The 26,014-nt window shown below is 25.8% G+C and carries 25 protein-coding genes, 1 pseudogene and 1 riboswitch; of the genes and pseudogenes, 6 read left to right on the forward strand and 20 right to left on the reverse strand.

The window, feature by feature from the left end; translation table 11 throughout:
- Genes NY022_RS03935 through NY022_RS03960 form a run of 6 tightly spaced genes read right to left on the reverse strand, consistent with a single transcriptional unit; the run spans position 1 to position 5,231 of the window.
- Positions 1 to 693 carry a type II secretion system protein gene (locus NY022_RS03935; RefSeq protein ID WP_267523695.1) on the reverse strand — a complete coding sequence of 231 codons (693 nt, stop codon included), beginning with the start codon at positions 691 to 693 and terminating at the stop codon, positions 1 to 3.
- Positions 690 to 1,766 (reverse strand): 3-phosphoserine/phosphohydroxythreonine transaminase, encoded by a 1,077-nt coding sequence (serC, locus tag NY022_RS03940; RefSeq protein WP_267523697.1) that lies wholly within the window; start codon positions 1,764 to 1,766, stop codon positions 690 to 692. Before serC ends, NY022_RS03935 begins: the two co-directional genes overlap by 4 nt.
- The gene (gene xseA / locus NY022_RS03945) at positions 1,766 to 3,289 is read right to left on the reverse strand and encodes an exodeoxyribonuclease VII large subunit (protein WP_267523699.1); all 1,524 of its coding nucleotides are present in this window, start codon (positions 3,287 to 3,289) and stop codon (positions 1,766 to 1,768) included. Before xseA ends, serC begins: the two co-directional genes overlap by 1 nt.
- A 1-nt stretch (position 3,290) precedes the next feature.
- Positions 3,291 to 3,983, reverse strand: coding sequence for a bifunctional demethylmenaquinone methyltransferase/2-methoxy-6-polyprenyl-1,4-benzoquinol methylase UbiE (ubiE, locus tag NY022_RS03950; protein WP_267523701.1), 693 nt, complete (start codon positions 3,981 to 3,983; stop codon positions 3,291 to 3,293).
- Between the two features lie 7 nt (positions 3,984 to 3,990).
- Complete coding sequence (locus tag NY022_RS03955; RefSeq protein WP_267523703.1) at positions 3,991 to 4,785, reverse strand: hypothetical protein; 795 nt, start codon at positions 4,783 to 4,785, stop codon at positions 3,991 to 3,993.
- Positions 4,786 to 4,820: 35 nt separating this feature from the next.
- Positions 4,821 to 5,231 carry a Fur family transcriptional regulator gene (locus NY022_RS03960; protein ID WP_267523704.1) on the reverse strand — a complete coding sequence of 137 codons (411 nt, stop codon included), beginning with the start codon at positions 5,229 to 5,231 and terminating at the stop codon, positions 4,821 to 4,823.
- A 165-nt stretch (positions 5,232 to 5,396) separates the two neighbouring features.
- Between NY022_RS03960 and NY022_RS03965 the strand changes: the two are divergent.
- Positions 5,397 to 5,606 (forward strand): annotated as a pseudogene (locus tag NY022_RS03965) (Rdx family protein); the annotation flags it as partial.
- 10 nt (positions 5,607 to 5,616) lie between these two features.
- Here the strand turns inward: NY022_RS03965 and NY022_RS03970 are convergent.
- The 6 genes from NY022_RS03970 to NY022_RS03995 all read right to left on the reverse strand — a co-directional run bounded on the left by NY022_RS03970 (position 5,617) and on the right by NY022_RS03995 (position 11,130).
- Complete coding sequence (locus NY022_RS03970) at positions 5,617 to 6,645, reverse strand: cytochrome-c peroxidase (protein ID WP_214117524.1); 1,029 nt, start codon at positions 6,643 to 6,645, stop codon at positions 5,617 to 5,619.
- A 212-nt stretch (positions 6,646 to 6,857) separates the two neighbouring features.
- Entirely contained in the window at positions 6,858 to 7,553 is a 696-nt protein-coding gene (locus tag NY022_RS03975) for a transporter substrate-binding domain-containing protein (RefSeq protein ID WP_267523707.1), read from the reverse strand.
- A gap of 9 nt (positions 7,554 to 7,562) precedes the next feature.
- The gene (locus NY022_RS03980; protein WP_267523709.1) at positions 7,563 to 8,264 is read right to left on the reverse strand and encodes an ABC transporter substrate-binding protein; all 702 of its coding nucleotides are present in this window, start codon (positions 8,262 to 8,264) and stop codon (positions 7,563 to 7,565) included.
- Positions 8,265 to 8,547: 283 nt separating this feature from the next.
- The gene (locus NY022_RS03985) at positions 8,548 to 9,012 is read right to left on the reverse strand and encodes an ankyrin repeat domain-containing protein (RefSeq protein WP_214120329.1); all 465 of its coding nucleotides are present in this window, start codon (positions 9,010 to 9,012) and stop codon (positions 8,548 to 8,550) included.
- Between the two features lies 1 nt (position 9,013).
- Positions 9,014 to 10,441 (reverse strand): catalase, encoded by a 1,428-nt coding sequence (locus NY022_RS03990; RefSeq protein ID WP_267523712.1) that lies wholly within the window; start codon positions 10,439 to 10,441, stop codon positions 9,014 to 9,016.
- Between the two features lie 89 nt (positions 10,442 to 10,530).
- Positions 10,531 to 11,130, reverse strand: coding sequence for a YigZ family protein (locus NY022_RS03995; RefSeq protein WP_267523713.1), 600 nt, complete (start codon positions 11,128 to 11,130; stop codon positions 10,531 to 10,533).
- A 50-nt stretch (positions 11,131 to 11,180) separates the two neighbouring features.
- Positions 11,181 to 11,280, forward strand: a riboswitch (TPP riboswitch).
- Between NY022_RS03995 and NY022_RS04000 the strand changes: the two genes are divergently transcribed.
- From NY022_RS04000 to NY022_RS04010, 3 genes are all read left to right on the forward strand, one after another.
- The gene (locus NY022_RS04000; protein WP_267523715.1) at positions 11,268 to 12,002 is read left to right on the forward strand and encodes an ABC transporter permease; all 735 of its coding nucleotides are present in this window, start codon (positions 11,268 to 11,270) and stop codon (positions 12,000 to 12,002) included. (Overlaps the previous riboswitch by 13 nt.)
- 2 nt (positions 12,003 to 12,004) lie before the next feature.
- A complete protein-coding gene (locus tag NY022_RS04005; protein WP_267523717.1) occupies positions 12,005 to 12,976 on the forward strand; it encodes an ABC transporter substrate-binding protein in 972 nt (323 codons plus the stop codon).
- Entirely contained in the window at positions 12,960 to 13,637 is a 678-nt protein-coding gene (locus tag NY022_RS04010; protein ID WP_267523719.1) for an ATP-binding cassette domain-containing protein, read from the forward strand. The genes NY022_RS04005 and NY022_RS04010 overlap by 17 nt, the downstream gene beginning before the upstream one ends.
- A 16-nt stretch (positions 13,638 to 13,653) precedes the next feature.
- Here the strand turns inward: NY022_RS04010 and NY022_RS04015 are convergent, their stop codons facing one another.
- From NY022_RS04015 to rarD, 8 genes are all read right to left on the reverse strand, one after another.
- Positions 13,654 to 16,392: an autotransporter outer membrane beta-barrel domain-containing protein gene (locus NY022_RS04015; protein WP_267523721.1), complete on the reverse strand. Its 2,739-nt coding sequence runs from the start codon at positions 16,390 to 16,392 to the stop codon at positions 13,654 to 13,656.
- Between the two features lie 193 nt (positions 16,393 to 16,585).
- Entirely contained in the window at positions 16,586 to 18,385 is a 1,800-nt protein-coding gene (recG, locus tag NY022_RS04020; RefSeq protein ID WP_267523723.1) for an ATP-dependent DNA helicase RecG, read from the reverse strand.
- Positions 18,378 to 19,508 (reverse strand): M16 family metallopeptidase, encoded by a 1,131-nt coding sequence (locus tag NY022_RS04025; RefSeq protein WP_267523725.1) that lies wholly within the window; start codon positions 19,506 to 19,508, stop codon positions 18,378 to 18,380. Before NY022_RS04025 ends, recG begins: the two co-directional genes overlap by 8 nt.
- Positions 19,501 to 20,655 (reverse strand): dehypoxanthine futalosine cyclase, encoded by a 1,155-nt coding sequence (locus NY022_RS04030; protein WP_267523727.1) that lies wholly within the window; start codon positions 20,653 to 20,655, stop codon positions 19,501 to 19,503. The genes NY022_RS04025 and NY022_RS04030 overlap by 8 nt, the downstream gene beginning before the upstream one ends.
- Before the next feature lie 7 nt (positions 20,656 to 20,662).
- Positions 20,663 to 21,478 (reverse strand): fumarylacetoacetate hydrolase family protein, encoded by an 816-nt coding sequence (locus NY022_RS04035; protein ID WP_267523729.1) that lies wholly within the window; start codon positions 21,476 to 21,478, stop codon positions 20,663 to 20,665.
- Between the two features lies 1 nt (position 21,479).
- Positions 21,480 to 21,962 (reverse strand): hypothetical protein, encoded by a 483-nt coding sequence (locus NY022_RS04040; protein WP_267523731.1) that lies wholly within the window; start codon positions 21,960 to 21,962, stop codon positions 21,480 to 21,482.
- Position 21,963: 1 nt separating this feature from the next.
- On the reverse strand, positions 21,964 to 22,407 hold the full coding sequence (locus NY022_RS04045; protein ID WP_267523733.1) for a hypothetical protein: 444 nt from the start codon (positions 22,405 to 22,407) through the stop codon (positions 21,964 to 21,966).
- Positions 22,400 to 23,266, reverse strand: coding sequence for an EamA family transporter RarD (rarD, locus tag NY022_RS04050; RefSeq protein ID WP_267523735.1), 867 nt, complete (start codon positions 23,264 to 23,266; stop codon positions 22,400 to 22,402). Before rarD ends, NY022_RS04045 begins: the two co-directional genes overlap by 8 nt.
- 62 nt (positions 23,267 to 23,328) lie before the next feature.
- Here rarD and NY022_RS04055 point away from each other — a divergent pair, with 62 nt between their 5' ends.
- A complete protein-coding gene (locus tag NY022_RS04055) occupies positions 23,329 to 24,660 on the forward strand; it encodes a class II 3-deoxy-7-phosphoheptulonate synthase (RefSeq protein WP_267523737.1) in 1,332 nt (443 codons plus the stop codon).
- Positions 24,660 to 25,190 carry a shikimate kinase gene (locus NY022_RS04060; RefSeq protein WP_267523739.1) on the forward strand — a complete coding sequence of 177 codons (531 nt, stop codon included), beginning with the start codon at positions 24,660 to 24,662 and terminating at the stop codon, positions 25,188 to 25,190. The genes NY022_RS04055 and NY022_RS04060 overlap by 1 nt, the downstream gene beginning before the upstream one ends.
- The last annotated feature ends 824 nt before the right edge of the window (positions 25,191 to 26,014 follow it).

Consider the following 26,014-nt stretch of genomic DNA (forward strand, 5'->3'; position numbering starts at 1 on the left):
TTACATATTACTAAATGCTCTTAATTTATTTTCAATCTCTGTTTCCCAACCACTATTTGATTTTAATAAATACTGGCTAAATACACTATTTACCCTACCAGTATTAGAAAAAAATACATAAAATCCTGTTTGAAACTGAGAATTTTTTAACAATAATTGATATGTTTTTAATTCTGGAAAAATCGCTGACCTTGTCTTTAAATCTTTATCGGTAATCTCTTTTAAAGTGATTGTTGAACTTTTATCAACCTTAGCATTATAACCACCTAACTCATACTTATATTTATCTCCAACTACTGGAATTATTGTTAAATCTTTTATATCTGGCTTTGAAGATATATCTATTATATTGCTACTACCACCTGACCTATCAGCTATATTTCTACCATTTTGATGGCGTGAATTTAGATTAAGCAAACTTAAGTCAGGTTTGCTAGGATAATTAGTCCCATTAAAACAATATTGTGCTAATAAACTATTACTTTTATAATCATCATAACATATATTATTAGCACTCAATGGTAAATTTTTAATCATTCCATATAATTCTTTAAGCTCATAAAAATATTCTTGTCTATACCCTATCTCATCACTTTTTAAGCTAACTTCTACAACTCTAGGAACAGCCGATAAACACAGTCCTATTACTACAATAGAAAATATTAGCTCAATTAGTGAAAAAGCTTTTTTCATCTATTAGCCCTTTCAAATTCTTTCATATATTCACCTAAAATTTTAACCTTATTTAAATAAGCACTATTGTATATACTAGCCCTTAATCCACCTAATTTCTTATGTCCTTTAAGACCTAGCATTCCGTGATTTTTCGCTGCTTCTTGCCAAAATTTAGTATCTAATTCTAAATTACCAGTAGTAAAACATACATTCATTAAAGACCTATCATCATTATTCACATAAGTTTTATAAAAGCTACTATTATCTATTAAATCATATAAATATTTCGCTTTTTCTTCATTTAGTTTATTTATCACATCTAAACCACCTTTTGCCTTAAGCCAAGTCATAATTTTAGCAAAAATATAAATAGCAAATGTAGGTGGGGTATTATATAAAGAATTATTTTCTGCATGAGTGTTATAATTAAACATCATAGGCATTTTTTTATCTTTGCTACGTTCTAACATATCCTTTCTAATTATAAGACAAGCAAAACCTGAAATTCCGGCATTTTTTTGAACACCACCATATAAAACACCTATATTAGAAAAATCTAATTTTTTTGAGAAAAAATCTGAACTAGCATCAATTATTAAAGGCGATTTTGAATTTGGTAATGTTTTATATTGAGTCCCATGCACTGTATTATTATGACAAATATATGTGTATGAACTATCATCATTTAATTCAACTTTAGGAATATAACTATATTTATCATCTTTTGAACTAGCCACAATTCTAGCATTAATACCTGCTAAAGTAGCTTCGGTATATGCCTTACTTGTCCAAACATCAGTATCTATATAATCACAAGGCTTATTATTAACAGCAAAATTCATAGCTAATAAACTAAATTGTAATGTAGCCCCACCTTGCATAAACACAACATCATAATCATCGCCTATTCCATAAAGTTCTTTCACATCAGCTATAGCTTGATTATTAATTTCTTCATAATAAGCTGAACGATGACTTATCTCCATTATTGAAAAACCATTATTTTTATAACTTAATAATTCATCTTGTACTTCTTTCAAAACTTCAATAGGTAATTCAGATGGACCTGCACTAAAATTATATTTTCTCATTAACTCTCCTTAATTATTCTAGCAGTTTTAACACAATCAAAACTCACTAATTCTATTTCATCTCCAATTTTTAATTCTTTTAATTGAACGCCAATATTATTCTTTTTCAATCTAGCGTATTCTTTAATACTTTCTAAAAACGCTTTATTAGTTTTAAGAATATTATGATAATTGCTAATTGTTACATATTTTTCTTTAATTTTTCTTTTAAAATTAATATTTAACAAATCTTTTTTATTATTTAAATCATTTTGAAATATTTTAAATTTATATTCAACTGTATTTTTGCTATTTTCAAATTTTAATAATATTTTCTTTTTTTCATTAATTGCATTACTAAATTTAATATTATATATCTTATTAAATTGTTCTAATTTTCCATTGATAAGACTAATTCTATTATAATAATTATTTTTATTTATATAATTACTATATACATTTAAATTATTCTTTTTATTTAAAATATTATTTTTTAATTTTGCTTTTATTTCTAATAAATTTATTTTTTTATTATTAGTTAATAAATAATAATCTAATCTTTGCTTCATTGCTTTTTCTTGATTAATTAAAATATTTTTAAAAAAATTAAATTTATTTAATGCATCTCTTTTAGAAAATTTACTGCTCATAAATAAAAAATCTTGCTCAATTAATTTAATTTTTGTTTTAATCAATTTACTAAATTTATCATATAACTCATCCAAATATAATTCTCTATCTTCTTTGTTATAACAAATAGCATCCATTGCTGCAGTAGGAGTAGCATAATATTTACTAGCAGCTAAATCACTTAAATGAACATCTACTTCATGACCTAATCCAGTTATAATAGGTATATTATAATCAGCAATCTTTCTTACTAATTTTTCATCATTAAAACAAAATAAATCCTCTTTACTACCACCACCTCTAGCAATCAATATTAAATCGTAATCATTACTACTAATATTATCTAATATATTTATAATAGATTTGGCTGCATTTTCTCCTTGCATTAAACTATCATAGAATTTCAACTTAATTAAATAAGATTTTTTATTGTGATATACTCTTAAAATATCATTCATAGCAGCTGAATTGTTTGCTGTTATAATTGCTAAACTTTTAATACATTTAGGTAAAATTTTGTTCTTATTAAATACACCTTCATCATTTAATTTTTTATATAATTCATTAAATTTAGCCTGTAACATACCTAATTTATCAGAAATTTCTAAATTTGTTACATTTAATTGGTATCTACCTGAATTTTGATAAATGGTTAATTTTCCCATCAATAGCACTCTATTACCAACGCTAGGTGTATTACATAATTTATTAAAACTAGAAAACATAACGCAATCTATACAAGCATTATCATCTTTAATCGTAAAATACCAATGTCCTGAACTATGGATAGTTATTTTGCTAATTTCACCCATAACAAATATATTTGAAAAATTATTTTCTAAAACATTTTTTGCTAAATTATTTATCTCACTAACTGATAATGGTTTTAAATTTTCTTGGATATCTAATAACATTTTAAACCTTTCTTGCTATAAACAACGAGCAAACACCATATGAAAAACTCTTAAAAAATTCTAATTTAAAACTTTTTTCATTAAGTTTATGTTTAAATTCATCATTTGAATAAAATTCATCAATAGAATTTGGTAAATATTCATATGCTGCTTTATTTTTACTTAAAATTCCACCTATAATAGGTAGTATTTTTTTAAGATAAAAATCACGACATTTAGCTATAAAACCATTATTTTCTCTTCTAAAAAATTCTAAAATTAATAAATTAGCATTAGGTTTTAAAACACGATAAAATTCTTTTAAAGCTTCATCTTTTTCAACTACATTTCTAAAACCATAGCTAATAGTTATTAAATCAATACTACAATCCTCAAACGGTAATTTATTCGCATAGCCAACTTTAAATTCAACATCATTAAAACGTTTTTTTGCTATATCTAACATACCTACGCTAGGATCTACACCAATTACCTTAGCATTAGAAATTTCTTTTAATAAATAACACATATCACCTGTGCCACAAGCTACATCAACTACTTTTAACTCATTATTAAAATTTAAATATTCTTTTATTTTATCTACTGAAAATTTACGCCACTGGGAGTCTATCCCAAAACTTAAAATTTTATTTGCTTTATCGTAACTAGGTGCAATTTCATTAAACATTTGCACTATTTTTTCTTGTTTTTGCATACCCAACCTAATAATATTTTTTTGCAATTTTACTAATTTTTCTTGCTATTTTTTTAATATTCTTACTTTTTAATAATTTTTCTTTTAAATCTAATTTTTTATGAATTTTAAAAAAAGATAAAAAATCTAATAATATTAATAATTTATCTAATTTTTCATTATATCTTCTAACTTTAATAGTATATAATCTTAATGTTTTTATATAAATTTTATTAAAGCTATCATTAGCATTACAATTTACATAAAAACCATAATTATCCAAAATTAAACTCATTAAATCTAAAATATTGTTTTTATCAATAATATTTTTAGCAATATCATCATTAAAAATATTAGAAAATATATTAATTAACTCCGATATTTCATAAATTTTAGATTGATTCATTAAAAATAACAAATAAATCCTTAAAGCAAGACCTATACTTATACCATATTCTTTTGATTTTAAACCATATAGCAAAGTTATTTTTAGTCTTTCGTATTCTAGTAATTCTAACTTACTTAAATTTATTTCATCGCTATATTTTGTAATAATATAAAAATTTTTAAATTTATCAATTATATTATCATCTAACATACTTCTTTTAAATTTTAAAGTTTTATGATCAAAATCATTAAATTTAAAATGCTCTTGTTTATAAGATAAATCAACTAATTTTTCAGCTTTTAAAAAATTTATTTCATTATTAATTACATCAATTTTATACAAATAATTATCATAAACATAAAAATTCTCTTCAACCTTTTTATAGTCTAAATTAATATATTCATTAAAAGAAAGAAAGTGTATCAATCTAGCCACTTTAAACCTCCTTTTTGTTATAATTTTACATCAAATTATTTGCAATTTGAACACTCTTCTAAAAAAACAGTCATTTTGATATTACTAATTTTAAATGAAATATTATTTTGTAATTTTTTTTGATAATCATTAATATATGCTTTATCATAATCTAAATCATAAACACTATTACATTTATTACAAACTAAATGTATATGCTCATATTCATAAATATCATATTTTGATTTTGAATTTGGCAATGCTAACTCTATTACTAAACCTTCATCTATCATAGTTCCTAAATTTTTATAAACTGTAGCAAGAGATATAGCAGGATATTCTTCCTTAATTTGTTCATAAAGCTCATCAATATTTGGATGCTCATGCTTTGAAAGAGCTTTTAGAATACTCATTCTTTGTGGTGTAGCTTTTAAATTTTTAGCTTTTAATAATTCTAAACAATTCATATAAACCTTTACTATATAATATTTTTTATCATTTACTAAATAATACTACAAAAAATTAAATATATTTAATCATTAATAAAAATATTCTAAATTTAAGAAAAACAAATTAAGGAATACAATATGAAAGCACAAATTATTTATTGTAATGTTTGAAATTATAGACCACAAGCTGCAAGGATTGCAGATGAACTAATGGAAAATTTTCAAAATATAAGTGTAGAATTTTTAATAGGCAAAAAAGGCGACTTTATAGTCAGTATAAATGATAAAATTTTATACTCAAAAAACGACTTAATAGGTTGTGATAACAATCGCTTTCCACATGAAAATGAGATAACATCATTAATTAAAACATATATAATTCCCCTAAAATAAGGGGAATGTTTTAATATTCTAAATCAGGTTTGATTGTTTTAGAAGTTGAAGCAGGTAAGCTAGGATATGTAATATCAGGCATTTTACCTGTTAGTGATTTTAAGAATGTAATTATTAATTGTGATTCTTCATCATTTATTTCTATTCCTAATTGGATTTTTCCCATTAATTTAACAGCTTCATCTAATTCCCAAATAGCACCATTATGATAATAAGGTGCGGTTAATTCAATGTTTCTTAATGTAGGAGCTTTAATTAAACCATCGCTATCTCCTTTAAAATCACCTATATTTGCATATTTATATTTATTAGCTACTTCAAATGCTTGTAGTGTCCCACCAAGATTAATACCTGTATGACAAGCAGTGCAACCTTTATCTATAAATAGTTTTAATCCTTGTTTTTCTTCTTTACTTAAAGCTTTTTCATTACCATTTAAAAATTCATCAAATCTTGATGGAGTTATTAAGGTTCTTTCAAAAATACCAATACTTGTAGCAATTAAATCAAAATCAATTTTTTTATCTCCATAAGCTTTTTTAAAATCATTAACATATTCTGGAATTGAAGTAATTTTACTCACAACTTCACTTGGTATAGCTGCCATTTCTACTGATGATTGAATAGGCCCTTTTGCTTGGTCTTGTAAATGACCTGAACGACCATCCCAAAATTGTGAAGAATTAAATACAGAATTATAAACCGTTGGAGAGTTTAGATGATGTGGATTAGGAGACCATTTGTGTCCTGTACTTGCTGGAACCCCATCAGTTCCACCTAAACCTAAATTATGACAGGTATTACAAGATATAATTCCACTTTTTGAAATTCTTGGGTCAAAATATAGTTTTTTACCAAGTTCAACTCTTTCTTTAGTGGTAGGATATTCTACATAATCAGGTGCATATTGTTTAATTAATTCTTCTAATTTGGCTTTATCGCTAGGTATAGCAACCAAACCTGCTTCTTTTGCTTCATCAATTAAACTAGCAGCATTTAAACCTACTAATAAACTTAAAGATAACATAATTTTTTTCATTACTTACTCCTTTTTATATAATTTGCAAGTAAATTATAATATTATTTAGATAATAAAAAATATTATTTATAAAATTTTTTTATTTATATTAATTTATCAAAAATAATAATATATAAAAGGATATTTATAAGATAATTAACAATTTTATAAAAATACATTTTGTTAATTTTATAAAAAAATATATAAAATTAATAAAAACTTAAAAATTTATATTACATATTATATTTATTTAATAATTTGTTATAAATACCATTTTCTTTTAGAATTCTCAAACCTTCATTAAATTTATCTCTTAATTTAATATTACCTTTAGCAAATGCAAAGCTAGTGCCACCTTTTTCTTGTATATCTTTAAATATTTCAATTTCTTTATAGGTATTTAAGTATCCTCTAGCTACTAATTTATCAACTATAACAGCATCTATTTTGCCATTTACTAATGCTAGGATTAGATTTGAAATTTCAGAATTTAAAAATGGTTTTGCCGAAGGAATTTCATTAAGCATTGCAGCTTGAATTGAACCTAATTGCACTCCTACTACTAAATTATTTAAATCTTTAATATCAGTTCTTGATTTTAATCTTAAAAAACAATTTGAACCAGTGTAATAAATATCACTAAACTCAACATTTTTTGCCCTTGCAGGAGTATTGCTAAGTCCTGAAGCTATCACATCAATTTTGCCTAATTTAACAGCACCCATTAAAGCATCAAAATCCATAGGAACAAATTCCACTTTAATATCCAACACTTTAGCTATTTCATTTACTAAATCTATATCAAAGCCAACGATTTTTTCATCTTTTATATATCCAAACGGAGCAAAACCAGGCGACATACCAACTTTAATTAAATCTTGTGCGAAAATTTGCATTACAAATGCTAGTAAAATAATTAATTTTTTCATAATTTTTCCTTACTCCATATCATATTTTTTTATTAAATTATCATAAATTCCACTATCTTTTATAATTTTAAGTGCCCTATTAAATTCATCTCTTAACTTTGTATTTCCTTTAGCAAAAGCAAAACTTAGACCATCAGTTTTTTCTTCAGTTTTCTTAAATACAACTAAATTTTTATAATTTCTTAAATATCCTTTGGCTACAGTTTTATCTACTAAAACAGAATCAATTTTGCCACCAACTAATGCTAAGATTAAATTTGAAGTATCAGCATTTAAAAATATTTTTACATCTTTAAATCTAGCTAATATATCAGCTTGAATTGAGCCTAATTGTGCTCCTATAGTAAGTCCATTAATTTCAATAATATCAGTTCTTGAAGATTGTTTTAAAAAATAATTACTACTTATGTAGTAAAAATCACTGAACTCAACACTTTTAGCTCTTTCTGGTGTATTTCTAAGCCCTGAAGCTATCATATCAATTTTTTTAAGTTTTAAACTACTTATTAAACCATCAAAATCCATAGGAACAAATTCCACTTTAATATCCAATATTTTAGCCATTTCATTTACTAAATCTATATCAAATCCATATGCTTTACCATCTTTCATATATCCAAATGGTGCATATGCTGGGTCAATTCCAACTTTAATCAAATCTTGTGCGAAAATTTGCATTACAAATGCTAATAAAATAATAAATTTTTTCATAATTTTTCCTTTAAAAACAATAAAACAAATTTATTTTCAAGCAAATAAAATAAAGCTATAAAGCCTAAAATGCTAAAAATAAAAAACTAAAAAATAAACAATAATAAAAATTTGGGAAATTAAAAAATAAGAGTAAGGGTCAATGGGCTTTAGTTAATAATACAAAAGAATTTAGATTGTTACAATTTAACATTTTATCTCCTTTAAAATTTTTTGCAAAAATATATCATAAAATAGCAAATAATATTAATTATTTATAAAAAATATTATTTGCTTTTAAATTTTATACTTTTTTGAAGAGTTTTAAGAGTTTTAACGTTAATTTTTTTAATATACTAGATTTTTGCGAAGCTAAATATTCAGCAATTTCAGTTCTTCCAAACATTAAGGCAAATGTATAAGGAGTCATTCCTAAACCATTGTTTTCATCAATATTTGCTCCATTTTCTACTAGTAGTTTTACGATATTTAAATAACCTTTAAAGCAAACTCCAGCTAGTGGAGTTTGACCTTTATCATTTTTCATATCAACACTTGCACCATTGCTAATAAGCATTTGAGCGCATTCGTAAGAGCCGTTATAACAAGCCAACATTAAAAGTGTGTTTCCACGATGGTCTTTAAAATCAACATTAAATCCTGCCTTTATCATGTTAAGGAGAGTGTTGTAATCATTATTTCTTGCAAAATCCAACGCCATTTTACATAATTCATCGTATCTTGCTAATTCGGCACTACTTAATTGCATTTTATTTTCCTAAAGCTTTTCTTACGCCATTTGCATATTCAGGGCTAATTTTTTCAAAATGTGCTAGAGCTTTTGCAATGATTTCATCTTTTACACCATCAAAACTTGCTGCTAGATTTTTATATAGTCTTTCTTTTTCATCAGCAGGTAAGATATTAAATAGATTTCTTGGTTGTGTATAAAAATCATTATCAAGCGGAGCATATCTAGCTGCACTATTACCTATTGCCAAATCAGGCTCAAGATATTTAGCATTTTCACTTGCACCATCTAAAGTATTTGGCTCATAATAAGCACCATTAGCTAAATTATCACCTATACCAAAATTCATAGCACCTGCAACATTATATGTGCTAACTTCATTTCTAGCTCTATTTACAGGTAATTGATGATAGTTTGCACCAATTCTGTATCTTTGTGCGTCAGGATAGCTAAAAATTCTAGCTTGAAGCATTTTATCAGGGCTAAAGCTTATACCTGGAACAATATTACTTGGGCTAAATGCAGCTTGCTCTACTTCATTAAAGTAATTTTGTGGATTGCGATTTAATATCATTTCTCCAACTTCAATTAATGGAACAATGCTATGAGGCCATACTTTTGTTAAATCAAATGGATTAAATCCAAGTTTTTCAACTTCGTTTTCTGCAAGGATTTGAACTTTTACACTCCAAACAGGGAAATTTCCTTTTTCAATATTCTCATATAAATCTCTTTGATGAGATTCTCTATCTTTTGCTATGATTTTTTCTGCTTCTTCATTTGTTAAGCACTTAATTCCTTGTTTGGTTTTAAAGTGAAATTTAACCCAAAATCTTTCATTTTTATCATTAATAAACGAATAAGTATGAGAACCATATCCATTCATATGACGATATGATGCAGGAATTCCTCTATCACTCATAAGAATTGTTACTTGATGTAGTGCTTCAGGAGTTAAAGTCCAAAAATCCCACGCAGCATTATTGCTTCTTAAATGAGTTCTTGGGTCTCTTTTTTGAGTATGAATAAAATCAGGGAATTTATAAGCATCTCTTAAGAAAAATGTAGGGGTATTATTACCTACTAAATCCCAAATACCTTCTTTTGTATAAAACTTAATTGCAAAACCACGAACATCTCTTTCAGCATCAGCTGCACCTGCTTCACCTGCAACTGTTGAAAAGCGTAAGAAAAGTGGAGTAACTTCACCCTTAGCAAAAACTTTTGCTTTTGTATATTTGCTAATATCTTGTGTTATTCTTAATTCTCCATAAGCTCCACTTCCTTTTGCATGAACTGCACGCTCTGGAATTCTTTCTCTATTTTGATGAGCAAGTTTTTCAATCAATTGATAATCTTGCATTAAAAGCGGTCCCATTGCACCTGCACTAAGTGAGTTTTGATTTGAACCTATTGGGTTACCAAAATCCGTTGTTAATTGTTTCATTATATCTCCTTTTAAAAATTATAATAGAATAATATTTTTAAAAGGATAATAGATAGTAAATAATAAAAATTACTATTTAAAAATTATTTCTATATTTTTACTAATTCAATTCTTAAATCTTTAATTTTAAATTCTAATAATTTTAATTCATCTTCGCTCAAATGTAATGTAAAAAACACATTATGCAAAAACTCTTTATCATAAGATATATTAAGATTATCAAGTATATAACTAAATTTATTGACCATTGCATAATCAATTTCTACTAAATAATCATCTTTTTTTATATATATAGATAAATAATTATTTTTTATAGCTTCATTTATTCCCAAATTTACACTTAAAGAATAAGCTCTAACAAGTCCACCTACTCCAAGTAAAGTTCCACCAAAATATCTAACAATATAACAAACACAATTAATAATATCAGCACCTCTTAAAACATTAAGTGCTGGTGTGCCACTACTTCCTTTAGGTTCACCATCATCACTTTGATTTTCAACAATTTGTCCAAATTCATTCAATACCCTAGAAGCATATACAACATGAACACATTTAAAATGAATTTCTCTTAATTCCTCTTGCCTAATTCTTACATTCTGATCTATACTAAACGGTTCAAAATAAGTTAAAAATTTAGAACCTTTTATTTCGTGAATTGCTGTTACATTGTTTGTTAATATTTTCATTTTAAACCCTTAAAATTGCTTTACATTATTCATTATATTATAAAATGATAATTAGTTTTTAGGGGAGCTTAATTGCTGAGAGTGGGTTTAGCCCTTACCCTTAGAACCTGATTGGATAATTCCAGCGAAGGGAAAAAATGAAAAAATATTCTAGTATAATTTTTTGGCTATGTTTTTTAATAATATGGCAAATTACTAAAGATTTTAATATACTACCTCAGTATATAATTCCGTCACCTAAAGAAATATTCTTAGCGTTTATAAAAAACTATAGTAATTTAATTTTTCATACAAAAATTACCTTAATTGAAACATTTTTAGGATTATTTTTTGGAATAATAATCGCTTGTATTTTAGCTTTTGTAATGAATAAATTTGAATTAATTTATAAGATAATATATCCATTTTTCATTGTCTTGCAAACAATTCCGACTATTGCTATAGCACCAATTTTAGTATTATGGCTAGGATATAATATGTTACCGAAAATAGTTTTAATAACTATAACAACAATATTTCCTATATTAATAAATGTATTAGATGGATTAAAAAATATTGATAAAGACTATATAACTTTATTAAAAACAATGAATGCAAATGATAGGCAAATTTTATGGCATTATAAAATTCCTTGCACACTTCCTTATTTTTTTTCAGGACTTAGAGTAAGTGTTAGTTACTCTTATATTAGTGCTGTTGTTAGTGAGTGGCTTGGTGGATTTGAAGGGCTTGGAGTATATATGATTCAATCTAAAAAATTATTTATGTATGATAATATGTTTGCTATTATTGTTTTAATTTCTACACTTAGCTTAATTAGTATAAAAATCACAAAAATTATTGAAAAATTAATATGTAAATGGAGGGAGTAAATATGAAAAAAATTTTATCGTTTTTGGTTTTAATATTATTTATTGCTTGTTCTAAAAATAATGAAAATAATTTAGAACAAGTAGATTTTATACTTGATTGGGTTCCTAATACTAATCATACAGGACTTTTTGTAGCTATAGAAAAAGGTTATTTTAAAGATGAAAATATAGAACTAAACATAAAATCATCGCCTGAAGATAGCACAAGTGATTTGATTATAAATAATAAGGCTCCTTTTGGAATTTATTATCAAGACTCTATGGCTTCAAAGCTTTCAAAAGGTGCAAATATAACAGCAGTTGCAGCAATAATAGAGCATAATACCTCAGGTTTATTATCACTAAAAGAAAATAATATTGTTTTGCCTAAAGATATGATAAACAAAAAATATGGTAGCTGGAATGACCCAGTTGAAATAGCTATGATAAAACATATTTTAAGCAAAAATAATATAAATTCAAATGATATTGTTTTTATCCCTAATGTAGATAGTAATTCAATATCAAGTCTTCAAAATAAATTATTTGACTTTTGCTGGGTATTTTATGGTTGGGATGTTGTTTTGGCAAATATAATGGGTGTTAAAACAAATTTTTATTATATGAAAGATTTTGATGAAAAACTTGATTACTATTCGCCAATAATAATAGCTAATAATGATTATTTAAAAAATAATAAAGAACAAGCAAAAAAAGTATTAAAAGCTATAAAAAAAGGCTATATTTATGCTATTAATAATCCTAAGGAATCTGCTGAAATTTTAATAAAATACGCACCCGAATTAAAAGCAAAAAAAGAATTTATACTATTATCTCAAAGTTATTTATCAAAACAATATGCAAGTAATCCTTTTAAATGGGGAGAATTTGATGCTAATAGATGGAATAAGTTTTACGAATGGTTAAATGAAACTAAAATATTACAAAATACTATTCCTTTAAATTTAGGATTTAGCAATGAATATATTAAATAAATTAATTATTCAAAATCTTAATTTTTCATATAAAGATAAAGAAATTTTAAAAAATATAAATTTAGAATTAAAAAAAGGCGAAATAGTAAGTATTTTAGGAGAAAGTGGATGTGGCAAAACAACTATGTTTAACCTAATAGCTGGAATTTTACCTAACAATAATGCAATAATAATCAACCAAGAAAATGATGAGCTTATAAAAATAGGATATATGCAACAAAAAGACTTATTATTAGAACATAAAAATATAGAAGAAAATATAATGTTGCCTATGATAATTAACAATTTTAACAAACAAGAAGCACTAAAAAGGGCTAATGAAATTTTAGCCGAATTTAATATGCTAGATTGTAAAAACAAATACCCTAAAGAGCTAAGCGGTGGGATGAAACAAAGAATAGCTTTTATTAGAACAATGGTAATTAAGGCAAGTATTTATCTACTAGATGAACCGTTTAATGCACTTGATACAATTACAAAAATTCAAATACATAAGTGGTTTAAAACTATACAAAAAAAATATAAACTAAGCACTCTAATAATCACACATGATATTGATGAAGCCTTAAATTTAAGCGATAAAATATACTTATTAAAAGATAAAAAATTAATACAAAATATAAAAACAAAGGATGAAATTTTAAATTATCTTAATGGCTAGTTAAACTAGCCATTTTTTAGAAAGAATATCTAATATTTGCATTTAATTGATAATCAATTCCTAATTTACTTCCTATTGATTTTTCAAATTCTATATTAGCTCTAATATTTTTACCAAATTCTAAATTGGTTCCTATATTAACAAAATATCTTTTATCTCTTCCATTATTAGCAATATTATCAACTTTAAAGCAATCATCAGCTACACTAAATATACTTGATTTTCTTAAATCAAACACACCACCAAATCCTGTTCTAATACTTATATTATCATTAATTTTAGCTCCTGCAAATAAAGCAAATTTACTAGCTATCATAAATTTAGAATCTGATTTTATGAAAACATTGTCATTTGATAAATTTGTAGCTGGAACATAATGACCAATTAGCTCAAAACTAGGCTCTAAATAATAATCAGTCCCAAATCTTTTACCAATTTCCGCACTTATAATAAATCCAGTTCCACTATCATTTAATTCACCTAATACCTCATCTTTAAATTTGTTTTTATAATGATGAATCTTAGCTGTAGTATCCACAAACAAACCATCATTAGATAAAAAGCTTGCATAAACACCAAAACCATATTGATTAAGGCTAGAATCAATATTACTCATATAACTATGCCCAATTTCTGCAAGAACTCCAGTATATAAATCTAACCCATTAAAATCAGTTTTTTTATCAGCACCAAAAATAAATGCATTAGCCTTTATACCAGAATTATTAGCTGTTGCTTTAGCTGTATATGCTCTACTCCAAAAACCTATTGAATTTTCATTATTTCTTAAATCACCCAAACGCTTATTAAGATTATTGTAATCTAGCACCTGAGAATAATAAATATGATTAACTAAATTTCTAGCTGAATTAATAGCATTATCATTAACAAACATTACATTTGATGAAATTTTATTTATACTAGCATTACCTAAATCAGAAACTTCTTTTTTAAGCTCTATATTATCTTTTACATCAATATCATTTTCACTTGCTTTTGTATTATTTGCATCCTTATCAAGTGAATATGTAATTACTCCATTTTCTTCATTAGATACTAAATATTCTTTAGGTAGCATAATAGCACTTATTCCTTTATAAGCTACTAAAGAATTAATAAAGCTATCTTTTTTAGCATCGCCATCACCTACTACTAATTTAGCAAGTAATAAATTCTTATCTAATAATGATTTATCAAAAGCATTATCCTTTATAACACCAACTAAACCTATAGTATTATTCATACCACTTGTGCTAACGGTTGATTGAATAGCACCATTATATGTCGCACTTGTTCCACCAAGTATGAATGTAGTGTGTTTTGCATTTAATTTATCTACTTTAAATCCACCTACTATTCTAGAACATTCAGCTCTTAAATTTTTAATATTTTTAAGACCACCTGTTAATGTAGAACATTTAACAAATAATTCTTTTTCTCCGTTATCACCATCTATGTTTTGATTAAGTATAGAATAACTTATAGTTCCAAGTTCTTTTGCTTTAATAGTCCCTTCGCCTACTTTTGTATTTGTCTTATCATCTATTGTGCTAGTTACCCTATTAAAATTAATAGCATTTTTTGCCTCATACACAATTCCATTTTCTGAATAAATTGTAGAATCACTTAAATTTAAATTATCAGCTAAAGCACCTTTTTTAAATGTAGTATTATTTGCATTTATATCTCCTCTATGATTTGTAACACTATCACTAGCTATTACCTTGTCTAATGTAACTGCTCTTTTATCATCATCGGTGTAAGGTTTAGAAGGTTTAGAAGAGCCATTAACTAATCTTTCAATTTCAGAATTAATTATATTTACTGCACCCTCACTAGCAATTTGACCTTTTAAATTAGAGTTAAAAATATTTAAATTACCTAATGTTGTTATTGAATTTTTAATCCCTCCAGCTATTGCTTTATCTAATGGAATTTGAGTTAAATTTACATTATCTAATACTAATGTTCCTTTACCATTACTTAAATATCCACCTATATAGGCATTTTCTATATTTGTAATTTCATTAGCTAAAACATTTACATTACCACTAATAGCAAAATTTTTAGCATTATTTAAAGTATTTGTACGAATATCACCTTTAATGTATAAATTTTCTTTATCTTCTGCATAAAAACTATTAGCATCACTAGATTTTGCATTAAATGTATTATCTTCTCCAAAAATAGCTAATTTATTATCATTAATATTACCCTTTATTATACTATTACCATATATTCCAGTACTTCCTGAACTATATAAAGCATAACCTTTATCATTTTTATTCTCTATATTTACATCATTAAGATACAAAATACCACCAAGATTTTGAATAGACCTGTCGTTATTTGTAACAATTTTTGAACCTAATAATTCTACACGAGGTGCTGTTTTTAAATCATTATCCATAAATGTTCTACCAATACTTAAAGCTATTGAATTATTTGTATCAAAAATAGAACCATTATCTTTAAAATAAGATACGAATATGTTATTATTGTCCTTATGCGTAATAACCTTAACGGTATTTTTAAATGTAAATTTAGCATCATCACTTGATTTTACTTCAGCTGATCCTATAAGCTGTATCAAAGATTTAATCTCATAATTTTCATTAGCTGTAATAGAACTCTCACCAAGTATAAGAACTGGTTTTGCTTCATCTAATTTTTGATTTTCAAAACCACCTGTAGCTACATAAGGAGCTGCACTAAGAGAACTTACTAAACTAAAAAGGGCAATCCCCCCCCCCAATTAATGAATTTTTATTCATCATCTTCCTTTTTAAAAAATTTATTTTTAAATTTATAAGTTGTATAGTAAATTTGCAATCTAATGAAAGGGGTATATTAATACCCCCCCCAGTAAGAATAATCCAATGACTATAACAAACTGTTTTAAGAATAATTTAAAAATAGGCAAAAATTATATTTAAAAAAAATAAAATTTAATTTAAATTATTAATATAGTTTTTAGCTTTGTTTAATATATCAAAATCAGCACTTTCATCAAAATACTTAAAGCTAATTCCGTGCTGAACATCTCCATCTATTAAATCCCCGCTTTTGCGGTTTTCTAAGTCAATTTCGGCTATTTTAAATCCATCTAAGGTATTAGCAAATTTAATCAATCTATCACTAAATTCAAACTTACTAAGCAAATAACAATAGCTCTTAACCCCATTTCTTCCTACTCTTCCACGAAGTTGATGAAGTGTAGATAAGCCGTATCGCTCTGGTGCAACGATTACAATTATGCTTAATCTTGGCAGTGAAATTCCAACTTCTACGATAGTAGTGCTTAATAATACATTTCCATTTTCAGCAAATTGCAATAATATATTATCCTTTTCTTTATCCTTGCCGTGCGTATAATAAACTTTATCAAAATTCTTCTCATAAAAGCTAATAACACTCTCAAGTGGTTTATAAGATGAGCTTTTACTCTCTTCTATTAAAGGATAAACTATTATTGCTTGATGGTTTTGTTTATTTTCGCTTTTTATGTGATTAAATAATTCATTGCTATTTGCTATTGTGATTAGTTTTGTTTCTATTTCTTTTTTAAATGGTAGTTCTTTTATGAAAGAATAGCTGTAAATATCACTATGAATTAATGCGGTTGTTCTTGGTATTGGTGTAGCTGAAAACTCTATATAATGCGGATTTTCTTTATCATTTGTAGCTAAATCTTTAAGCTTCATTCTTTGCTTAGCCCCAAATCTTTGTTGCTCATCAACCATAACTAAAGTAGCATCGTCTAAACTAGCCCATAAAAGTGCGTGAGTGCCTATTACAAAATTTGCTTCTTTTAATTCATCTTGCATTAATTTAGTCTTGCTTGATACAAAATGCAATATCTTTAAAAACCCTGGCAAAAGTCTTTTAGCTTCATTATAAAGTTGTTGGGCTAAAACACTTGTTGGTGCCATTAAAACCACTTTTTTAGGATAACACATAAGCGCTGCTGCAAAAATCACTAAGCTTTTTCCACAACCAACATCTCCCATTACTATTCTAATTTTATGATGAATACTTTCAAGGTCATTTTTAATATCATTTATCGCATTTATCTGGTCGTTTGTCGGCTTAAAAGGTAGAGATTTTAGCCATTTGTTTATATCAAAAGTTTTAATTTTTTTATATAAAGTATCGTTTTTATAAGTTTCGTTAAGTCTTTTTATATGATGATAAATCTCAACGAATTTTAAGCATTCGTTTAATTCTTTTGAATTAAGCAATTTCATTGCTTCTTGGCTATTTTCTTTCATAATTAATAGCAATTTTATATGCTCATCTAATAAATTAAATTCTTTTAAAGCTTCGTAAGTTAAATATTTATTTTTTATCTTACAAATCTCTTTATCACTTACACCTTTTATCAAATAATTAGCAGTGATTTCTCCACTATCTTTAATGATTTTTGGATTAATAAATTGCAAAAGCCCTGCAAAATCGCCTAATTTCCCATAAATAATCAGCTCTTTATTTATAGCAAAAAGTGCATTATGAAAAGGTCTTAGATTAAATATAGTAATAGTGCATTCACACTCCCAATTATATGAATACGCAATTATACTAAGCCTTTTGCCTGGTAGTTGTTTTTTAGATTTTATTATAACTTTTGTGCAATTTAGCTCGTTTAATACAGGCTCATTATTTAATCTTAAATCATCAAATTTTTTAGGCATTAAAAGAGCTAATTCAACTATATCTTTACAAGATAATTTTTCTAAATCCTTATTCATTATTACCTATTACATAAAAACTAAGCTCGGTAATACTTTTTTGATTTTTTAAAAAATCATTACAAGTTTTAAGCTCTAAATCTTTAATTATCTTTGTAATTTCTCTTAATTCGCCTTGTTTTAAATCACTAAAACACTCGCTACTTGCAATGCTATGACGATTTTGAGTGGTTGAGTATTTTAAAATCTCACTACCTACTAAAAAATCTTTAGCCTTTTTAAACTCATCTTCGCTTATTCCAAATTCTACTAATCTTTTGAACTCTTCTTGAACTATTTTTATAGCTTCTTTTTTGCTTTCATTTTTTGTTTGTAAATAGCCTGAAATAAGATAATTTTTCTTAAACGCTACTAAAAACGCAAAAGCCGAATAAGCTAAGCCCCTTTTTACTCTGATTTCTTCGGTAATTCTTGAGCCAAATCCACCGCCTAAAACATAAATAGCAAGACTTATAATAGCTCTTTCATAAATGCTTTTAATCTCTACGCTGCTTATAAACCTAACAAAAGCTTGTGATATTTCTTTGCTTTCTTCTTTATAAAAACTCTCATTTATTTTTAATTTTTCATAAGAACTTTGCTTATTGTTTAAAAGTTTTTTAACTTTACTAATATCATCTAAATTTGCACTAATTACTATCTTATTTGCTTGATTTTTAAGGTTTAAAATATAATTTTTAAATTCTTTTTCATCTAAAGCTTCAAAATCGCCAAATTTATCATTTTTAAAATCATTTTTAAAATAATTCTCATATAATTTCATCTTTGCTAAATTATCGTAATCTTGAATATGGATTAAAAAATAATTTTTTATTTTGTTTTTGATTAATTCAAAATTAGTAATTTCGGTATTTAAAAGCATATTATTAAAAGCATTTAAGCAATTATCAAGCTCTTTTTTAAGACAAACTATATCAAATGTAAAATCAAAATAATTAGCACTAGCACTAATATTAATTGCACTTTGCTCTAATTTTATATAAAACTCATCATCTAAACTCTCATTGTAAAAAAACTCAGCTGCCATAGCATTAGCATTATGAAAAATCCTTCCATAATTAGGATAGCTAATACTAATATATACTAAATCATCATTAGTTTTTAAATGCACAAAATTATTCATTGTAGTATTCCAAAATATTATATGCTGTATCTCTTTTAGCTGGATTTTCGCCTAAATCACGGATTAATTCTATCATTTGCTGTTCATTCATTCTATATTTTGCACCTGCAGCTGCAACAACATTTTCTTCCATCATAGTTGAACCTAAGTCATTTGCACCAAATTTTAATGCGAGTTGCCCTACTGCACTTCCTTGAGTAACCCAAGAGCTTTGAATGTTTGCAAAATTATCTAAATATATTCTAGAAATTGCTAATAATCTTAAATATCTATTAGAACTTGCATTCATTAAATGTGGATTTTCAGCCTTTAATCTAGTGTTTTTACCTTGAAAACTCCATAAAATAAATGCTCTAAAGCCACCTGTTATATCTTGAAGATTTCTTAAATAGTCTAAATGCTCAATTATTTCTTCATCGCTTTCAACATGCCCAAACATCATAGTTGCACTGCTAAGTAAGCCTAATTCATGAGCTTCTTTATGAATTCTTAACCAAGTAGCAGTATCGCATTTACTAGGTGCTACCATATCTCTTACTCTATCGCTTAAAATCTCTGCACCTGCTCCAGGGATAGAAAATAGCCCACAATCGCTCATTCTTTTTAATACTTCTTTAGTGCTAATTTTGCTAATTTTTGCAATATATTCAATCTCAACTGCACTAAAGCCGTGAATTGTAATACTAGGATAATTTGTGCTTATATATCTTAATAAATCTTCATACCAAGTAATATCAAGTTTTGGATGCACTCCACCTTGAAATAATATTTGAGTGCCACCAATTGCTAATAATTCTTCAATCTTTTGTCCGATTTGCTCGTATGTTAAAATATAACTATCACTATCCTTTGCGTGGCGATAAAAAGCACAGAATTTACAATCAACTAAACAAATATTTGTGTAATTAATATTTCTATCTACTACAAAAGTAGTAAGTTTAGTTGGATGAAGCTTATTTTTTACCGCATAAGCAATCTGACCTAAAGTAGCTAAATCAGAATTTCTTAATAAATTAAGCGCTTGTTCTTTAGTAATTCTTGGGACTATTCCTTTTGGTGCATAAGGATTTTCCCAATCTTTATGGATATTAAATGCTGAAGTTTTATAATTTGTATTTATTTTTTTACTTAATAATGCTGCGTTCATATTGTTCTTACTTTATATAATTTATTAATGAGCCAAGACGCTCTATTCTACATTCAATCTTATCACCACTTTTTAAAAATTTAGGCGGATTAAAGCCCATTCCAACACCACTTGGAGTGCCTGTGCTAATGATAGTTCCAGCCTTTAAACAGGTGTAATTTGATAATTCTTTTAAGATATAAGGAATATCAAAAATAAGCATATTTGTATTAGAACTTTGTCTTAATTCATCATTTACAAAGCATTCTACTTTTAAATTACTTGCGTCTTTTATACTAAGACCTGTATTAATAAAACTACCAAATGGACAAGAATTAGCTAAACTTTTTCCCATATACCATTGCTTATGTTTGTTTTGAATTGCCCTATCGCTAACATCATTTAAAATAGTATATCCTAAAATATAATCATCAAAATCACTTGTATCATCTAATTTATAAGCATCTTTTCTAAGTACAAATGCAAGTTCACATTCATAATCTAATTTTTCGCCACTAATATCTAAAATATCAAATGGATTAGAAAACTCATTTACTCTTTTTGCAAAATAAACAGCTTCTTCTCTTTTGCCATCAAACTCAATTCCTTTAAATTTATAGCTTTCTTTTGCATGTTCTAAATAATTTATTCCTAAGCATATTACATCTTGATAAGGAGATTTGATTGGAGATAATAACTTAACTTCACTAAGCATAAAAGCATCTTCAATCAATTCTAATCTATCAAAATAAGAAGAATAATTTTTAAAATAACCCACCTTATTATTATCGCCTAAATTCCCATGATAAACTACATTATCTTTCATAAATCTAATCAATTTCATACTAACCCCTTTTTACTAGATTTTCTAAAATATATTGCTCTAATTTTGTCTTAGGTATGCTAAGTTCATTTGCTTTATTATAAATTTCAACAACAATTGAGTTGTATTTTTCATATTCAAAATGCGATAAATGTATTTGCCACGCTGCTTTTATTTGTCTAAGACTTGCTATTTTTCTTGTATAAATCTTAAAAATATCAAAACATATAAAAATAGCAGAAGTTACAAATACAGCACTAATTAAACTAAAATGAAAGTCAATTTTTTCAAATAAAAAATGAGTAGCAATAGTTAATGGTGTAAGCACGATTAAGCACAATATAAAATATATAAAATAAGTATTAAAATAATTAAACTTAAAATGTAATTTCGCTGGGTCAATTAGCATTCCTTCATTATAAAGGCTATTTGCTTCTATTAAATCTAAAAATTTTACAGGCTCGTTTGAGAATTTAAAAAGCTTATTAATTAGTAATTCTTTCATTTCAATCCTTAAAAATTTCATTATATTTTAACGCTGCTAAATCAAAAAATTCTTTAGCTTTTTCATCTCCTAAAGCTTTTTGAACGCACTCTTCAAATTCTGGTAAAAGTTTTAATAATTTATCTTTTAATTCATCACTAGGTAAAGTCTTTATGGTATTTAAAACAGATACTAAAGCTAAGGCTTTTTCTTTATCACTTTCAGGCATTAAACTTGCGTATTTATTAAATATTTCTTCTAAATTATCGCACAATAATGCACATTTTTCGTTTTCATTATGAATTAGGCTTAAAACTTCTTCTTGAGTAAAATTAGCTGTATTCTTTTCTTCTTTTCTTACAAAATCTCCGTGTTTATCAAGCTCTAAAAAAACTTTCTTTAAAATCGCTGCAAAAACTACAACTATTATAATTATACCAGCTAAGTAAATTGAAAATTCATTCATTTTTTAACCCTTTTTTAAAAACATTATCATAAACACTTAAAGCTACTGCTACAAAAATTATAGCAAAAGATAACATTTTATGAAAATTTATACTCTCATTGTATAAAAAAATAGCAACTAAAAAAGAAATTATCGGGCAAATATATTGCATATATGAAAGTAATGTTAAGCTTAATTTTTGTGTAGCATAATTGTATCCTAACATAGGTAGCAAGGTTACAAGCCCACTAAGTGCAAGTAATACTCCTAAATAATCAATATCAAAATGAGCTAAATTCGTTGGGATAGAAAATAAAAATATTAAAGCAAAAGGAGTGATTAATAATGTTTCTAAGAAAAACCCATAAACGCTACTTACATAAACTTTTTTACGAATAATAGTATAAAAATTAACTAAGAGCGCTAAAGTAATTGATAATATAGGTAAAGCTCCTAAAGTAATTACTTCAAATAAACACGCAAAAATCACTAAACTAACACTAATAATTCCTAATTTACTCATATTTTCCTTTAAAAATACTTTTGCAAAAATTATCCCAAATAATGGGCTTAAAAAATATCCTAAAGAAGTTTCTAAGATTAAATTCTTATTAACCATATAAATATAAAGACCCCAATCTCCACTAATTAAAGCACCACAAATAAAAAGATTAAAAGCCATTTTTAAAGATTTTAATTCTTGTAAAGCTTTTTTAAATTGCCCTATAATTATTAAAAATATTGCTAAAAATATAACCGACCAAACTATCCTATGCGACATTACTACAAAGGCATCTAATGTATCAAGTTGCTTGTAAAAAATAGGCACTAAACCCCAAAATACAAAAACAATAAAAGCTACAAAAAATCCATAATTCATAATATTCCTTGATTAACATAAAATTATATATAATAGTTTAAAAACATTAAAAGGACAATATAATGCAATGGAATATTGATAGTTACAAAAATTACAAAGCACTTCAACAACCAATATACGAAGATGAAAATAAATTTAATGAAATCGTAAATGAACTAAAAACATATCCACCACTTATATTTGCAATGGAAGCAAGAGAATTAAAAAACGAACTAGCTAAGGCTTGTACTGGAGAAGCATTTTTACTTCAAGGTGGAGATTGTGCTGAAAGTTTTGATGAATTTAATGCTAATAATATCCGTGATATGTTTAAATTATTTTTGCAAATGGCACTAATATTACAATTTGGTGGGTCAAAAAAAGTTGTAAAAGTAGCTCGTATGGCTGGACAATTTGCAAAACCAAGATCAAGTGATTATGAAGAAAAAAATGGCATAAAGTTACCTAGCTATCGTGGAGATATCATTAATTCTTATGAATTTAGTGAAAGTGCTAGAAAGGCTGATCCTATAAGAATGCTAAAAGCATATACTCAAAGCTCATCTACTTTAAACCTACTACGTGCATTTAGTGTAGGTGGTTTAGCTGATTTAAAACAAGTTCATAAATGGAATTTAGGTTTTGTTAGACGCCCTGATATAGATAATAGATATGCTGATTTGACAGCTAGAGTAACACAAGCTATTGATTTTCTTGAATGTTGTGGAATCACCAGTGAAAACGATGCTAGACTTAAAGAAAGTAAAATTTATACAAGTCATGAAGCCCTACTTTTACCTTATGAAGCAGCACTTACTAGGGTTGATAGCTTAAGTGGAGATTATTATGATTGCTCAGCTCATATGCTATGGATAGGTGAGAGAACTCGTGGGCTTGATGATGCTCATGTGCATTTTTTAAGTGGGGTTAAAAATCCTATAGGTGTAAAAATAAGTTCAAACGCAAATGCTAGTGATATATTAGCCTTAGCTGATAAGCTAAATCCACAAGATGAAGCGGGACGATTGAATATAATTATTAGAATGGGTGCTGAAAAAATTAGTAATCTTGATAAAATTTTTAAAGAACTAGCTAAAGAAAATAGAAAAATAGTCTATAGCATAGACCCAATGCACGGTAATACTCAAAGCGTAAATGGTTATAAGACTAGAAAATTTGATGATATTTTAGATGAAGTTAAAAATTTCTGGCATATTGCAAGAGCTAATAATATCATTCCTGGTGGGGTTCATTTTGAAATGACAGGACAAAATGTAACCGAATGTTTAGGTGGTAGTGTTGGAGTTAGCGAAAGCGATTTAGCAAGACGCTATGAGACCCAATGCGACCCTAGATTAAATGCAGACCAAGCATTAGAGCTTGCATTTTTAATAGCTGAATTAATGAAACAATAATGAAAAATATAGTTTTAATAGGATTTATGGGCTGTGGTAAAAGTACCACAGCTAAAAAATTAGCAAAATTAACAAAAAAACAAGTAATAGATACTGACAAAGAAATTGAAAAAAGATGTAATAAAAGTATCAAAGAAATTTTTGCTGAATTTGGAGAAGAATATTTTAGAAAACTTGAATGTGATTTAAGAGATGAATTAGCTACTAAAAGCGATTTAATAATATCTTGTGGTGGTGGTTTTGCAAATTTAAAAGATATTAAAAAAATGGGTTTTGTAGTATTTTTAGATCTTAGTTTTTATAAAATAGCGGCTAGGCTTAAAAATGATACTAAACGCCCATTATTTGATGAAAAGGCGAAACTACTCTATGATAAAAGAATGCCACTTTACAATAATTCCTGCGATATAAAACTAAAAATTACAAATTTTAAAGCAAGGGAGATTGTTAAAATTTTAGAGATTTTCTTAGGTGATATTAGTTTAAATAAAGCTAGAAAAAATCATATAAAACCTAAAATTAGCTTTTAGATACATTAGAATAAAATTATTCTAATGTATCTATATTGTTTTATTTTAAAAACAATAATATTTTAATATTTTTTAATTGTTTTGTTCCCAATATCAAATTCTATATCTACATGTAAATATAATTTAATTATATTCTTAAAAATCAACTTTAACTTCAAATAAAATCATATCAATTAATTTATATAGCTAAAAATCTATATTGTGCTTAAATTTTAATTTAAAATTAACATTAAATAAATTAATTATAAATATAACATAGAGTCTTAATTATACTTTAATAATAATAAACTAAAAGCCATGCAAAAACATAGCTTTTATTCATATCATTTTTAAACAATTCAATAAAATATAATTTTTATTTTTATTAAGTTATTTTTATAATTATTTTTATTCTTAAATATAATTTATTATCTTGTTAATATATACCTTTAATTTTATTGTTTATAAAATAATTAAAGGCTAAATTCTGTCGTTATAATCTAAGTTAATTGCTATTGATTTTTTAAATTAATACTTTAGAAATTTATCATAAATGTTTTTTCTAATAGCTATTTTTATAATTTAAATTTCTAAAATTTTATATTCTATAATCACCAATACGCTAACTATAATGCTTATTGTCATTAAATACTTCCATAACTTTTGTATTGTTTAGCATTTTAAGATTTTCTCATTTTTTTCTAATTCTTTATAAAAGTTCTTATTTTAATCATTGCTTTTAAATTTCCTTTTTGAATTTTAGCTATTTTTTTATCAGCTAATTTTTTGATAATTATTTCATACATTAAATACTCATTTAGCTTTTATTTCAACGATTATCGTTT

The organism is Campylobacter sp. MG1 (assembly GCF_026616895.1).
GTDB lineage: Bacteria > Campylobacterota > Campylobacteria > Campylobacterales > Campylobacteraceae > Campylobacter_E.